A 13,420-nucleotide genomic window follows, 5' to 3' on the forward strand; every position below is an offset into this window, starting at 1 on the left:
AGAAGGGTAAGATATTGCGGATTATCGTTAGATGATCTGCCTGTTCTATTGAAATCGTGAATAGAAGATATGTTCGGACGCTGAAGGTCTGATATTGTAGCATTTGTTATAGTATTAGGTTTTTTCTAGTCTTAGGTATCAGGGTTTATGCTAGGGTTAGTGAAGAAATTTTCTAATTTTAGTTTAGAGTTTGGTTGTAAGATTAGGAAAGATTGCTTTAGGCGTGTCGCAAGGGAAAGCTCAAACCTTTGCAGATGATTGGTTGATAACTGCACCATCGAATATATCTCAAGAAGCTGGTCTTTCTGCTGATATTTAGCCACACTTTGCACAAAGTTTGGCAGTGATGAATATTAGCAATGAGAACGATCAAGTGTCTTAAGGGCATTTGGTGAATGCCTTGGCATGCACAGGCGATGAAGGACGTGATACGCTGCGATAAGCTATGGGGAGGTGCGAATAACCTTTGATCCGTAGATTTCCGAATGGGGCAACCCACCTTGAGCGCTAGGAATATAAGCTGTCTTTAGGGACAGTTTAAGTTTCTAGCGTTCATAAAGGTATCTTCATCTGAATAAAATAGGGTGTAAGAAGCGAACGCAGGGAACTGAAACATCTAAGTACCTGTAGGAAAGGACATCAATAGAGACTCCGCTAGTAGTGGCGAGCGAACGCGGACCAGGCCAGTGGCTTATAAAATAGAAGTAGAACCGATTGGAAAGTCGGGCTAGAGAGGGTGATAGCCCCGTATACGTAGAAGTTTTATAAGTCCTAGAGTAGGGCGGGACACGTGAAATCCTGTCTGAACATGGGTCGACCACGATCCAAGCCTAAGTACTCGTGCATGACCGATAGTGAACCAGTACCGTGAGGGAAAGGTGAAAAGCACCCCGACGAGGGGAGTGAAAGAGAACCTGAAACCGAATGCCTACAAACAGTCGGAGCCCAAGATTAGTTCTGGGTGACGGCGTACCTTTTGTATAATGGGTCAGCGACTTAGTCTAACGAGCAAGCTTAAGCCGGTAGGTGTAGGCGTAGCGAAAGCGAGTCTGAATAGGGCGTACAGTTCGTTGGATTAGACCCGAAACCGAGTGATCTAGCCATGAGCAGGCTGAAGGTAAGGTAACACTTACTGGAGGGCCGAACCCGTATCTGTTGCAATAGATTGGGATGACTTGTGGCTAGGGGTGAAAGGCCAATCAAACTCGGAAATAGCTGGTTCTCCGCGAAATCTATTTAGGTAGAGCGTCAGCTGAATTCTCCAGGGGGTAGAGCACTGGATGGGCTAGGGGTCCTCACCGGATTACCAAACCTAACCAAACTCCGAATACCTGGAAGAAATAGCTGGCAGACACACGGCGGGTGCTAACGTCCGTCGTGGAGAGGGGAAACCCAACCCTGACCACCATCTAAGGTCCCCAAGTTATGGCTAAGTGGGAAAGGATGTGAGGATCCCAAAACAACCAGGATGTTGGCTTAGAAGCAGCCATCATTTAAAGAAAGCGTAACAGCTCACTGGTCTAAATAAGGGTCTTTGCGCCGAAAATGTAACGGGGCTAAAGCCATACACCGAAGCTGTGGATTTGCTGTAAAGCAAGTGGTAGCGGAGCGTTCCGTAAGCCTGTGAAGGGAGACTCGTGAGAGCTCCTGGAGGTATCGGAAGTGAGAATGCTGACATGAGTAACGATAAAGGGAGTGAGAGACTCCCTCGCCGAAAGTCCAAGGGTTCCTGCTTAAAGTTAATCTGAGCAGGGTTAGTCGGCCCCTAAGGCGAGGCCGAAAGGCGTAGTCGATGGGAACCACGTTAATATTCGTGGACCTGTGGGAAGTGACGGATTGCGTAAATTGTAAGGTCTTAATGGATTGATCTTGCAGTGAAGCAGTTCCAGGAAATAGCTCCCACATATAGACCGTACCCGAAACCGACACAGGTGGACAGGTAGAGAATACCAAGGCGCTTGAGAGAACTACGTTGAAGGAACTCGGCAAATTGCACGCGTAACTTCGGAAGAAGCGTGACCCTTTAGCGGGCAACCGTTAGAGGGTGGCACAGACCAGGGGGTAGCGACTGTTTACCAAAAACACAGGGCTCTGCGAAGTCGCAAGACGACGTATAGGGTCTGACGCCTGCCCGGTGCTGGAAGGTTAAGAGGAGATGTGCAAGCATTGAATTGAAGCCCCAGTAAACGGCGGCCGTAACTATAACGGTCCTAAGGTAGCGAAATTCCTTGTCGGGTAAGTTCCGACCTGCACGAATGGCGTAACGACTTCCCCGCTGTCTCCAACGTAGACTCAGTGAAATTGAATTCCCCGTGAAGATGCGGGGTTCCTGCGGTTAGACGGAAAGACCCCGTGCACCTTTACTATAGCTTTACACTGGCATTCGTTTCGACATGTGTAGGATAGGTGGTAGACTTTGAAGCAGGGGCGCCAGCCCTTGTGGAGTCATCCTTGAAATACCACCCTTATCGACATGGATGTCTAACTGCGGTCCGTTATCCGGATCCAGGACAGTGTATGGTGGGTAGTTTGACTGGGGCGGTCGCCTCCTAAAGAGTAACGGAGGCGCGCGATGGTGGGCTCAGAACGGTCGGAAATCGTTCGTCGAGTGCAATGGCATAAGCCCGCCTGACTGTGAGACTGACAAGTCGAACAGAGTCGAAAGACGGTCATAGTGATCCGGTGGTCCCGTGTGGAAGGGCCATCGCTCAACGGATAAAAGGTACGCCGGGGATAACAGGCTGATGACCCCCAAGAGTCCATATCGACGGGGTTGTTTGGCACCTCGATGTCGACTCATCGCATCCTGGGGCTGGAGCAGGTCCCAAGGGTATGGCTGTTCGCCATTTAAAGCGGTACGTGAGTTGGGTTCAGAACGTCGTGAGACAGTTCGGTCGGTCCCTATCTGCCGTGGGTGTAGGAATATTGACAGGATCTGTCCCTAGTACGAGAGGACCGGGATGGACGTATCTCTGGTGGACCTGTTGTGGCGCCAGCCGCATAGCAGGGTAGCTATATACGGACGGGATAACCGCTGAAGGCATCTAAGCGGGAAACCCACCTGGAAACAAGTATTCCCTCGAGAACCGTGGAAGACGACCACGTTGATAGGTCAGGTGTGGAAGTGTGGTAACACATGAAGCTTACTGATACTAATCGTTCGATTGACTTGATCGTTCTTATTGCTTATGTTCATCATAGTGAATAAAGGCATATTTTTTATGCCACGCCTTTTGAAAAACCAGCTTCTTTGTTTAATGCGCTTTGCCGACCTGGTGGTTATGGCGGAGCGGCTGCACCCGATCCCATTCCGAACTCGGTCGTGAAACGTTCCAGCGCTAATGGTACTTTGCCTTAAGGCACGGGAGAGTAGGTCGCTGCCAGGTCTGCTAAGCGTATTAAACAGAACGGTTTTATTAAAAATAGCTTTATTGAATATCTATGCTTTTCCTCTAATGGAAAAGACATAGGATATAGCACTATTGAAATGTCAGACTGAATGAAATCCATTGATCTATTACAGATATAGGGTGGTTTTGATATTCAAGTAGGGAACAGTTTGTGGTATAGTAGGGCAGGTTTTAAGATATACTCTTAAAACAGCTATTTGTCTTCTTAGTAGATGAATTATATCCATGAGTGGCTCCTTATAACGCTTTATATAAAGCTTATCTGATTATTCAAGTTTTGTCGCGGGGTGGAGCAGCCCGGTAGCTCGTCAGGCTCATAACCTGAAGGCCGCAGGTTCAAATCCTGCCCCCGCAACCAATTATTTTATAACCGCCCTGATCCTATTAGGGCGGCTTTTTTGTCCTCGAAACCGGATGAAAGAAGCCAAGCGAAAACATAGCAGAGGTCGCCTTTGCCAAAATTCCCCCTTTATTTTTTAAAAAGTGACACCTGAAGGGGATAGGCTGGCATATTCCCAATATAACCTTGCCCGTGACTGACTAGCTAGTAATTGGCCATTAGCCCAAATGCCAATCCAAGTAGCCATTTTTTTTGTCAGTACTTCTGCTGCTGTAAATCGGCCCCACCCGTTAGCGTGATCAATCCATGCACATGCCATTTCATAGCTGGCAGTTGGCAAAGAACCAACGCCGCCGCTTCCATGCGTGGCTCTGAGCCATATATTGCCATGTTTTTTTAGAAATTTTTTTAGCTCATCTCTATAGCTAATTAATATTGTCTCGGGAAGTACAACGTCAGCACGCTTCATAAAGTGATAAGAGAGCCATTTGTTTTCATAAACCTCCATTGCTTCAGAGGGGGATAAAAAAACTTTTCCTTTAAATAATTCGCTATCTTGATTTGTTACTAACCAATCTAAAATTGGCCCTGTATCGGCTGCGTAAATAAAATCCGGCTCTGTTTTTTTTAGTATTTTCTGAACGGCGTTAAGGAAGTTTTCATTATCCTCACGAATATCAGGTAGTAGAAATTTATCATCTCCTAAACACATTTTTAATCTGTAAGGATTTGCGTCTGCGGCGATCACATGATATTTTTTACCACATAATTTTAGGGCTTGATAAAAATCAATTCCTGCTGCATCGCCTGCATCAAAGACTAAGATACGACAACTTTTGTAGTGGATCTGAGGCATTCTTATCTTCCTGAATTATAAACGCTTAGCAGAGCTTCTTCTGTATCCGAAGCTAAACTTCCTTTATCTAGAAGTGCTAAGCTGGTGCACTTGTATAATGCGTTGAGACTATCTTCGAAAACTGAAAAAACGAAATTTGGTAGATGTTTTACAAGCTTGTCGACATTGAGATGACACGGATAATCTCTGAATGGAAAATAACTTCTAGCTTGCAGCGCACCTAATTTGTGGTCCATTTCAGCAAGTAAAAGGGGCTTAGCGCGGTAACCAGCTGCTGTAGCTACCGCCTCCACCCATTCAAGTTGCGATATATTAGAAGGCGCGCCAATATTAAATACTTCTACAGGGAGACAATGATTAATTTTATGCAATTCATGAATGAGGCGGGGGATGTCGTCTACGTTGATGAACTGCATGGGTAGTGTCCCGCTCCCTGGTACGAAAATAGGTTGCCCACGACGACAGCGAGCCCAGACAAAAGTTTCACGGTCTGAATCGTTGCCTGCCCCATAAATGTAGGGCGGACGCAGAATGGAAATTCGCGACTCTTGCGGAGTTGAAAGTAAGAAATGATCAATTTCTGCTTTTTGATGGCCGTATGCCTGCCAAACCGGCGCGCCACCTATTGCATCCTCTTCACTATGTGGCTGCTGAGCTGGGGAGGAATAAACAGCCGCACTGCTAATATGAACCCAGTGGTTTACCCTATGGGCTAAAGTATTAAGGGCAAGTTTTGTTTGCTCTAAAGTGTAGGATGAGCAATCAATGAGAAGGTCAAGTTCTGGCATTTGTTTGGCAGCTGCTGAGAGAGAAGCAGCTTTATTTCGGTCGCATTCAATCGTATCGGCACCTGCAATCTTGCGTGTGCCTCGATTTAATAAAAACACCTGTGCACCTGCCATTAAAAAATGTTGTGTTATTCGCGAGCCTAAAAAACCAGTTCCGCCTAAAATCGCTACTTTCATTACTTTAACCTTATCTGTTCTAGGGATGGTAGACCGAATTTTTGAGAGTTTTCAATCGCCATAGTTCTAAGAGATGAGTGATTAAATGTCGGGCTAGAAACCCACGGAACAATATGTTGATCTAGGTCAGGGTTCACAAAATACATGAGAGACTGTCTAATAAGCGTCGTTTTATCATTTGTAACTCTATGGTATAAGGGAGGGATGATGCCGCCGCTCATATAGCTTAGCAGACTGCCTGGCATCAGCAAAATTTCGTTAGCTTCTAATGAAATTCGTGTATATTTTTATCTAATAGTATTTCGGCCCCAGGCGCCGTTGGCTTCAGGACTGTGAGTAGATGCCCATCTTCATGAGGATCTTGCAGCATATCCCGCTCATAATCAGATGGGCGATAATAATTTAATTGGAGATAAGACATTTTTCCTGCGATGAGATCTTGGCCACAATCTTTACAGAGACATTGTTTTAGCTTCTGGAAAATTACATTTACGATAGAGGTGTATTCAGAGATAATTGGCCGCATAGCACGATTCAGTTCTACAGCACTTGCTGAACAGCTTCCCCCAGCTAGTTCGTTATCGCCTTTCCAACAGATGAAGCTCTCACAAAGATCGGGACGCTCCGGGCTTTGAGAGTATTCTGAAAATTTTTTAATATATCCTCGGACACCAGATTCATCAACATCCTGTTTTTTTTAATAATATCACGAGAAAAATACTGTTCGCCCTTTAAAAATATCTCCTTCAATCCTTTCATTATTGAATCATTGCCTTGTATAACAGCAAAACCATGATCCAAAAGTTGAACCTCAACCGCTTTAGATTTCACGAATATCCTCCACACTGTTTACTTGCGGACCCACTCCTCATTTTTATGCTAGAGTAAAGAGTGGTGCGCTGTGTAATCCAGCACACCACTCTCGTATTATTTGCCGCCGCCGCCTGCTGCGTCTAGGCTAATTCCATTGCTTGATATGGTGCGGAGTTTGCTTGCAAGAACAATTTTCATTATACACATTCCTTTCATTAGCATTAATATAATAATTCGCTTAACCATAGTATAACTTAAGTTTATATCTTGCAATTAAAATTCATATCTCTGTAAAAATATATTAGTATGTAATATTTGGTATATTTTTTGGCGTTATGCGCAATATGTTTATATTTTGTGGGGCTGGGAATTTTGTATGGATCGTATGTGGACAAAAGATGCTCCTACAGTAAGTGATTTTGTTCTTTTGTCGATATTTGTAATTTTGGGACATCTTCATATTTAATAAGAGGACGGCTTTTAAGGCGCGAGCTGTGGTGTTTGTATTATGTGGCGCTGCAGGCTACTAAAGTCCGTGTTTTAATTGTTTGGCTCGCGTAACAAATATGTTTTTGAGGGAGTTTGTTAGCAACGATAACGTTATAGCATTTAAAGAGTTCAGGTAGTTGATTGCATAGCCATGCGCGCCGTGTGGCGACGTAGTCTCTTGTAAGATACATGGTGGTGTTTGACAAAGCTCTGGCTCTGCCAAAGCGCTTAAGTTCGTACTGTGGTCTTTTTATTTTGTCTTTGCTACTAATTGAAGTTGCATTAGGAGTAGCTTTTGTTATCAAAACTTTAATATATCTTGCAAGATATCGAGGCTCTGTACGGCCCATTTCGCGGGGAGCATTCTTGTGCCTCTTAGCACTTGGACGAGCGAATGGTGTGGATTTTTTTTGATTTATTTCTCGTGCATGTACGAGGCGAGTGATGATGAGTCATCTGCTTCCGCTTTTTTATAAAGAGAACGTTTGCGCCGATGTAACGGTTGCCCAACCAATTATTTTATAACCGCCCTGATCCTATTAGGGCGGCTTTTTTGTCCTCGAAAAGAGCCAAAATATTATCTCACAGAAGTGTGATTGTGAATGTAATATAATTTATTTTACCTTGTAAGCTTGATGGGGGATAGAAGCAATAAGGACAAATAACGATATGCATCAACGTAGCGGATCCTACCCTTCTTTAAATATAATAACACTTATAATTGGATTATCTTGTGGATTTTTGGTGGCAGGTATTTATTATAGCCAGCCGCTAGTTGGGCTTATTGCGAAAACTTTCCATGTAGAAACTTCATCCAGTAGCTTAATTGTCACATTAAATCAGTTAGGTTATGGGGTTGGGCTGTTCTTCATTGTCCCCCTTGCTGATATCGTTAATAATAAAAAGCTTATCTTGTTTTTAGTGGTTATGGCAGTTGCCAGTTTGTTAGGATTTGCAACAACGCAAACGTTTTCCGCATTAATGGCTTTTGCGCTCTTTGATAGGCCTTGCCTCCTCAGCGGTCCAAATCCTCGTTCCTTACGCTGCTTATTTGGCTCCGGAGGATAGGCGGGGGAGCACTGTTGGGAACGTCATGAGCGGTTTAATGGCAGGGATTATGTTAGCTAGGCCTTTTGCTAGTTTTTTAGCAGAATTTTGGTCTTGGCATATTGTATTTTATGTATCTTCGGCTATTTTATTATTTGTATTTTTTATTTTATTTCTATTTCTTCCACCTAAAATTCCAACTTCAAAATATAATTACCTTAGTCTTTTATTGTCTATGGTTAAATTATGGAAGCAACATGCCATTTTACGCCGGCGTGCCACTTATCATGCATTTTTATTTTGCGCTTTTAGTTTATTTTGGACTACAGCACCGCTCTTTTTGATGGGAGCTCCTTATAATTTTTCGCAAGGCGAAATCGCGTTGTTTGCATTTGCAGGAGCGGCCGGTATATTTGCTGCGCCTATTGCTGGGCGCCTTTCCGATAAGGGTCTGTTTTATCAGGCAACTAGCATGGCTATGCTATTGGTAGGCATATGTTTTTTTCTTGCAGGACTTATATTTTTTACACCAAAAATCGGGGTTTTTCTATTGTGCATTGCAGCTATAAGCTTGGATTTTGGCGTAACGACAAACCTTGTTATTGGGCAGAAAATTATTTATAGTTTAGGGGCGGAGGCTCGCGGCCGTATTAATGGTCTTTATATGGTAGTGTTTTTTATAGGAGGCGCTATCGGGTCGGCTTTAGGAGGCTTTATCTATAGTCGATTTGGCTGGGGAGGTATTGTTATTTTAGGGCTTATTATAACATTTATGGTAGCGACTTATTATTATACTGAAAGATACGCAAAAAACAGTTGATTTTTTGCGTACGTACATAATTTACTAATGCACCTATAGCTTGGTTTAGATCATAATTTCTTAATAATATATTTTAATATTATGTAAACTCAATAAATGGCGGAGAGAGAGGGATTTGAACCCCCGATAGAGTTGCCCCTATGCCGCATTTCGAGTGCGGTGCTTTCAACCACTCAGCCATCTCTCCTAAAGGGTGGGAACCCGTTGTGCGCTCGGTGGCAGTTAAGTAAAACTTCAATAGCTAGCAATTTTTATAAATTCAAGTCCTTTTTGGTTGTTTACTTGACTTTGTTAAAAAGACCGTGCATAGAATTCCGCTTGCATAGGTGTGATGCCGTTTTCGGCTGGTACCACTCTTATATATTTATTTATGAAACAGGACTGAAAAAGACAGTCTATTTTGTAGGTCTTTGAGGCCTATGGAGGGAGACTGGATGAACGAAAGGATAAAAATGTTCGCAGTCGTAAAAACTGGTGGCAAGCAATACCGCGTTGTGGTGGGTCAGGTGCTGAGCGTTGAGAGGCTTAGCGGTGAAGCTGGCGATAAAATAGAGTTGAATCAAGTTTTATTGGTGAGCGGCGACGAAACAGCAACAATTGGAGCGCCTTTTGTAGAAAATGCTGTAGTGAGCGCTGAAATTGTTGCACAGAGCCGCGGGCCAAAGGTTATTGCTTTTAAAAAACGGCGTCGGCAAAACTCTAAGCGTACACGCGGGCACCGCCAAGACTTAAGTACGATTCGTATCGTAGAGATCGTAGGTACAAGCGTAAAATCGAAAAAAAACACCCCGAAAAAGGTAGCAAAAACTGTTGAAGTAGCAGCCGAATAGGGAATGGACAAGGCCGTTAGTTTGGTTTTAGGCCTATTTTAATGGTAAGCTTGTCGTGTAAGTTAAACTAGGATACATTGAGCGTTAGCATAAGGTTTTATGGTTTCCCAACGTTCAATTGTAATAAAGAGATAATCCGCCCTATGTGGGTGTGGAAAGGTTTAGGAGAACAGCGATGGCACACAAAAAAGCTGGTGGTTCTTCGCGTAACGGACGCGATTCAGAATCCAAACGTCTTGGTGTGAAAAAATTTGGTGGGGAAGCTGTGATTGCCGGAAATATCATTATCCGGCAACGCGGCACCCAATGGCATCCTGGAGACAATGTTGGTATGGGCAAAGATCATACTCTTTTTGCGCTTACTGATGGTACAGTTGCGTTCCGCGCAAAAGCCAATAAGCGTACATTTGTATCGGTGCTTCCGATGGCAGGGGCCGCAGAGTAGACCGGATGCTCTTTAAATAGCCGGTGTCCCATGGATCCCGGCGATAGCCTTTAAAGAATAGGGAAAGATGGGAACATCTTTCCCTATTTGCGTTGGAGGATACAATGAGCAGACAGATTTATGAGGAATTTATTGAGGCGGATGGAGAGAGGTTGAGGAATAAATTTCTCAAAAATACTAATGAGCGAAAGGCTCTTTTGTTAAAGGGGAATGCTACGCCATATGCAGGCGATAGTCTAAAGTCCACAGTGGATAGCGGGCAGCATCCTGCTTCTTTGATTGCTTGCCCTGTTTTGATAGGGCGCCGCCTCTTATTGCGGCGTCTTCATATTGATGATTGTATTCCTATGGCAGAATTGGCGAATGATCCGCGACTGCAGTCGACTACGTCTTTCCCTGCTCCTTATCGCATACAAGATGCAGAAATTTTTCTTCAGAAAGCTTTGGCAGGTAAGATTGGCCTTTGCGTTTACGCAGTAACGTTAGAGCAGACGGGTCAATTTATTGGGGTGTGCGATTTACACCCTTGTCGGTTAAATAAGACCGATTATGAAGTCGGCTATTGGATTGGTGCACCGTTTTGGGGAAAGGGTTATGCTTCAGAAGCGGCAGAACTTTTGGTAGCTATGGCTTTTCGGGTTACGCCAATAGTAGCTCTTTATGCCTTTTGCTTGCCGTATAATTTCGCCTCGAAACGGGTATTAGAAAAAGTAGGATTTTTGCCATTTGACGAAGCTGCTTGCGCAGGGGATGGGGATTCTACGATGGAGGCTTTTATACTGAACCGTGAGCGTTGGCTTATTCATTGTGGCTTTTAGAAAATGTGTTTTGCTTGGTAAATCATTAAGGGGTCTTATGCAAAGTTGAATTATTAAAATTTTGCGTATAAAGCGGCCGAGTTCTTTAGCGTGCTGGAGGTAATGATAGGTAAAGAAAACTCTCCTTGTGCATAGCCTAGCTTCCTATCGCCATGAGGTAATTGATAAGCTAAAATAGCGCCAATTATAGCAAGGCCTAAAAGGCAAAGCCAACCTTATCAAGTGGCGTGGAGATAATTTTTCGTCCTGCGGAAGACAGATTGAGGCAAGGAAAACCTCTAAAATGCCAAAAGCATTAGTAATTATTTTTTTCAGGGTGATAATTCTGGACCCTACAATAGGGCACACTATTATTGAGTGTTTTAACCATAAATAAAGGCCTTTTCGTTAAGGAGGATAAGAGGCGTTTTTCAGAGTGAGAAGCTTACCTAATAATAAGTAATAGGAAGTGCAAAGATGAAAAAGATGGATGAAGGCAAAGAGAATTCAGCTTTATCAAATCGGCTTTGCTTAATGCCTAAATATGCTGGCTATTATTATACACCAGAAGGGCGCTTTTATCTAGCACCAACTCTTGTTAAGGCTAAAAAACGTAGCGGTTCTGTTTTAACGGGTCTATTGGCGTTTGGCTTAATGGTTCTTTCGGTTTTTTCAGTCCAAAAGGTTGAAGGTATACCGCTGGCTGTGAAAAATATGGTCACATCTGAGCAAGGGTAAGACATACTTTCTGTTCTTTGGCTCTATTTCCGCGTTTATTTTTTGTTGTCTTGAAGGAGAGCCCTCTTCTATAAAGGGAGCGATTCGCGCTGTCCTGATTCGTGTATAGGGTCGTTAGCATAAGATCGCTTAGAGGTGAATTGTTAGAGTTGGAGCACAATAAGACGGCAGGAGAGCGGGGATAGAGCAAGAGCTTGTAAAATGCGCGTTCAAAGTTAAGTTATGGCTTGACGAATGGCGTATGTCACAATATGTTGCACCCAATTTATTAGGTCAGGTCTTGGCTTTTGATATTATGCAGGAGTGAAGATATGGCAAAGAGTAAGAAACCTGCTGCGCCAGTCCCTTCCGTCACAGAAGATGCTGGGTATCAAGGTCAAAAAGGAAACACGGTTGCCCATTTGGGTGAACAGGAAGAAGAACTTGAACAAAGGCGTCATACCCTCGCAGCCAATTTAGCGCGCAAGGGTTATAGGACAAAAGGCAAAATAAAGCCTAAAGCTAGAAGTGCCTCAAATAATGCTGGTCAGGCAATTAAGCTCTCAAGTGAGTTTCTGGCGGCTGTTGTGGTTGGCGTTGTGTTGGGGCTTGGCTTTGATAAAATATTAGGTTTAAGCCCTTGGGGTTTGATATTTTTTCTTTTTATGGGTTTTGCAGCGGGAATTTTGAACGTTTTGCGAGCTGCGGGGCATGTTCCTCCAAGCCAGGTCGGGCAACAAAACGTTAAGCGTTTGGATGAAACTAGCGCGTCAAATAATAATAAGGGGGACGATACGTCCCAATAGATGAGGTTAAGGTGGTATCACATAGTCCGGATCCGATTCACCAGTTTGAGGTTTCTAAGTTAATCCATGTGTCAATGGGGAACTTAGATTTATCTTTTACCAATGTATCGCTCTTTATATTATTGGCGGTAGTAGTTTCATCTATTTTTCTCTTTATTGCTTCGGCGCGGCAAGCGCTTGTTCCAAGCCGTATGCAATCGGTTTCAGAAATGGCCTATGAGTTTGTCGCGTCTACCTTGCGAGAATCGGCGGGTAGTAAGGGAATGCATTTTTTCCCGTTTGTTTTTTCTCTATTTATGTTTATTTTGGTGGCTAACTTTCTTGGCTTGTTTCCCTATTTTTATACGGTGACTTCTCAGATTGTAATTACGTTTGCCTTAGCTATGTTGGTAATTTTAACCGTTGTTATCTATGGTTTTTTCAAGCATGGCTTAGGGTTTTTACGACTTTTTGTGCCAAGCGGTGTCCCTGTTGTGATCTTACCTTTGGTGATGATGATTGAGATTATTTCTTTTCTCTCGCGTCCTATCAGCCTTTCGGTTCGTTTATTCGCTAATATGTTGGCGGGGCATATTACCCTCAAGGTTTTTGCAGGGTTCGTTGTTAGCCTTGTAGGTATGGGAGCAATTGGTGTCGGTGGGTCAGTTTTGCCTTTGGTTATGACTGTTGCTATTACTGCACTTGAATTTTTGGTGGCCTTTTTGCAGGCCTATGTTTTTACCGTGTTGACCTGTATGTACCTTAATGATGCGGTACATCCAGGCCATTAATTAATGGGTGGGGTTTCCCTCTTACTTATACGATCTTGTTTTAAAGGAGAATGATATGGACTTAGCACAAGGAACAGAATTAGCGCTTGCAGCAAAATATATTGGCGCTGGTCTTGCTTGTTTTGGTATGGCTGGTACAGCTTTGGGTCTTGGCAATATTTTTGGTAGCTATCTTTCGGGTGCTTTACGCAATCCAACCGCCGCTGATAGCCAATTCGGACGTTTGGTATTTGGTTTTGCTGTGACAGAAGCCTTAGGCATTTTCTCTTTGCTTATTGCCTTGTTGTTGTTGTTTGCGGTTTAATTTTACGGCCC

At 43.7% G+C, this 13,420-nt stretch carries 12 protein-coding genes, 2 tRNA genes and 2 rRNA genes; 13 read left to right on the plus strand and 3 right to left on the minus strand.

The genetic code is table 11. From position 1 onward, the window contains the following. The first annotated feature begins 190 nt into the window (after positions 1–190). From ACK28X_RS02535 to ACK28X_RS02550, 4 genes are all read left to right on the plus strand, one after another. The gene (locus ACK28X_RS02535) at positions 191–319 is read left to right on the plus strand and encodes a hypothetical protein (protein ID WP_412057304.1); all 129 of its coding nucleotides are present in this window, start codon (positions 191–193) and stop codon (positions 317–319) included. A 48-nt stretch (positions 320–367) separates the two neighbouring features. After that, positions 368–3,177: ribosomal RNA gene (locus ACK28X_RS02540) — 23S ribosomal RNA — on the plus strand. Between the two features lie 94 nt (positions 3,178–3,271). Beyond that, positions 3,272–3,386 (plus strand): 5S ribosomal RNA (gene rrf / locus ACK28X_RS02545). A gap of 305 nt (positions 3,387–3,691) precedes the next feature. Continuing rightward, positions 3,692–3,768 (plus strand) — tRNA-Met (locus ACK28X_RS02550). A 118-nt stretch (positions 3,769–3,886) separates the two neighbouring features. Here ACK28X_RS02550 and ACK28X_RS02555 read toward each other — a convergent pair. Next, positions 3,887–4,606, minus strand: coding sequence for a hypothetical protein (locus tag ACK28X_RS02555; protein WP_412058099.1), 720 nt, complete (start codon positions 4,604–4,606; stop codon positions 3,887–3,889). 2 nt (positions 4,607–4,608) lie between these two features. Then, a complete protein-coding gene (locus tag ACK28X_RS02560; RefSeq protein ID WP_412058100.1) occupies positions 4,609–5,571 on the minus strand; it encodes an NAD-dependent epimerase/dehydratase family protein in 963 nt (320 codons plus the stop codon). A 2,046-nt stretch (positions 5,572–7,617) separates the two neighbouring features. Here ACK28X_RS02560 and ACK28X_RS02565 point away from each other — a divergent pair. Next, positions 7,618–7,941: an MFS transporter gene (locus ACK28X_RS02565; RefSeq protein WP_412058101.1), complete on the plus strand. Its 324-nt coding sequence runs from the start codon at positions 7,618–7,620 to the stop codon at positions 7,939–7,941. After that, positions 7,871–8,740: an MFS transporter gene (locus tag ACK28X_RS02570; protein WP_412058102.1), complete on the plus strand. Its 870-nt coding sequence runs from the start codon at positions 7,871–7,873 to the stop codon at positions 8,738–8,740. The genes ACK28X_RS02565 and ACK28X_RS02570 overlap by 71 nt, the downstream gene beginning before the upstream one ends. A gap of 97 nt (positions 8,741–8,837) precedes the next feature. On the opposite strand, the gene ACK28X_RS02575 is transcribed toward ACK28X_RS02570, so the two are convergent. After that, positions 8,838–8,927: transfer RNA gene (locus ACK28X_RS02575), tRNA-Ser, on the minus strand. Positions 8,928–9,174: 247 nt separating this feature from the next. Here ACK28X_RS02575 and rplU point away from each other — a divergent pair. The 7 genes from rplU to ACK28X_RS02610 all read left to right on the plus strand — a co-directional run bounded on the left by rplU (position 9,175) and on the right by ACK28X_RS02610 (position 13,409). Next, entirely contained in the window at positions 9,175–9,570 is a 396-nt protein-coding gene (rplU, locus tag ACK28X_RS02580) for a 50S ribosomal protein L21 (RefSeq protein WP_412058103.1), read from the plus strand. Between the two features lie 175 nt (positions 9,571–9,745). Next, the gene (rpmA, locus tag ACK28X_RS02585) at positions 9,746–10,015 is read left to right on the plus strand and encodes a 50S ribosomal protein L27 (RefSeq protein WP_412058104.1); all 270 of its coding nucleotides are present in this window, start codon (positions 9,746–9,748) and stop codon (positions 10,013–10,015) included. Between the two features lie 104 nt (positions 10,016–10,119). After that, the gene (locus ACK28X_RS02590; protein ID WP_412058105.1) at positions 10,120–10,833 is read left to right on the plus strand and encodes a GNAT family N-acetyltransferase; all 714 of its coding nucleotides are present in this window, start codon (positions 10,120–10,122) and stop codon (positions 10,831–10,833) included. A 456-nt stretch (positions 10,834–11,289) separates the two neighbouring features. After that, the gene (locus ACK28X_RS02595; RefSeq protein ID WP_412058106.1) at positions 11,290–11,550 is read left to right on the plus strand and encodes a hypothetical protein; all 261 of its coding nucleotides are present in this window, start codon (positions 11,290–11,292) and stop codon (positions 11,548–11,550) included. A gap of 311 nt (positions 11,551–11,861) precedes the next feature. Further along, positions 11,862–12,335, plus strand: coding sequence for an AtpZ/AtpI family protein (locus ACK28X_RS02600; RefSeq protein WP_412058107.1), 474 nt, complete (start codon positions 11,862–11,864; stop codon positions 12,333–12,335). Positions 12,336–12,346: 11 nt separating this feature from the next. Further along, positions 12,347–13,105, plus strand: a complete 759-nt coding sequence (locus ACK28X_RS02605) for a F0F1 ATP synthase subunit A (protein ID WP_412058108.1) — start codon at positions 12,347–12,349, stop codon at positions 13,103–13,105. A gap of 55 nt (positions 13,106–13,160) precedes the next feature. Then, complete coding sequence (locus tag ACK28X_RS02610) at positions 13,161–13,409, plus strand: F0F1 ATP synthase subunit C (protein WP_412058109.1); 249 nt, start codon at positions 13,161–13,163, stop codon at positions 13,407–13,409. Positions 13,410–13,420 lie beyond the last annotated feature (11 nt).

Source organism: Bartonella sp. DGB2 (genome assembly GCF_046843095.1).
Classification (GTDB): domain Bacteria; phylum Pseudomonadota; class Alphaproteobacteria; order Rhizobiales; family Rhizobiaceae; genus Bartonella.

Bases quoted from the DNA above. Each gene is read 5' to 3' on its own strand.
- ACK28X_RS02595 (WP_412058106.1), top strand. From the start codon at position 11,290: ATGAAAAAGATGGATGAAGGCAAAGAGAATTCAGCTTTATCAAATCGG.
- ACK28X_RS02555 (WP_412058099.1), bottom strand. From the start codon at position 4,606: ATGCCTCAGATCCACTACAAAAGTTGTCGTATCTTAGTCTTTGATGCA.
- ACK28X_RS02590 (WP_412058105.1), top strand. From the start codon at position 10,120: ATGAGCAGACAGATTTATGAGGAATTTATTGAGGCGGATGGAGAGAGG.
- rplU (WP_412058103.1), top strand. From the start codon at position 9,175: ATGAACGAAAGGATAAAAATGTTCGCAGTCGTAAAAACTGGTGGCAAG.
- rpmA (WP_412058104.1), top strand. From the start codon at position 9,746: ATGGCACACAAAAAAGCTGGTGGTTCTTCGCGTAACGGACGCGATTCA.
- ACK28X_RS02600 (WP_412058107.1), top strand. From the start codon at position 11,862: ATGGCAAAGAGTAAGAAACCTGCTGCGCCAGTCCCTTCCGTCACAGAA.
- ACK28X_RS02560 (WP_412058100.1), bottom strand. From the start codon at position 5,571: ATGAAAGTAGCGATTTTAGGCGGAACTGGTTTTTTAGGCTCGCGAATA.
- ACK28X_RS02610 (WP_412058109.1), top strand. From the start codon at position 13,161: ATGGACTTAGCACAAGGAACAGAATTAGCGCTTGCAGCAAAATATATT.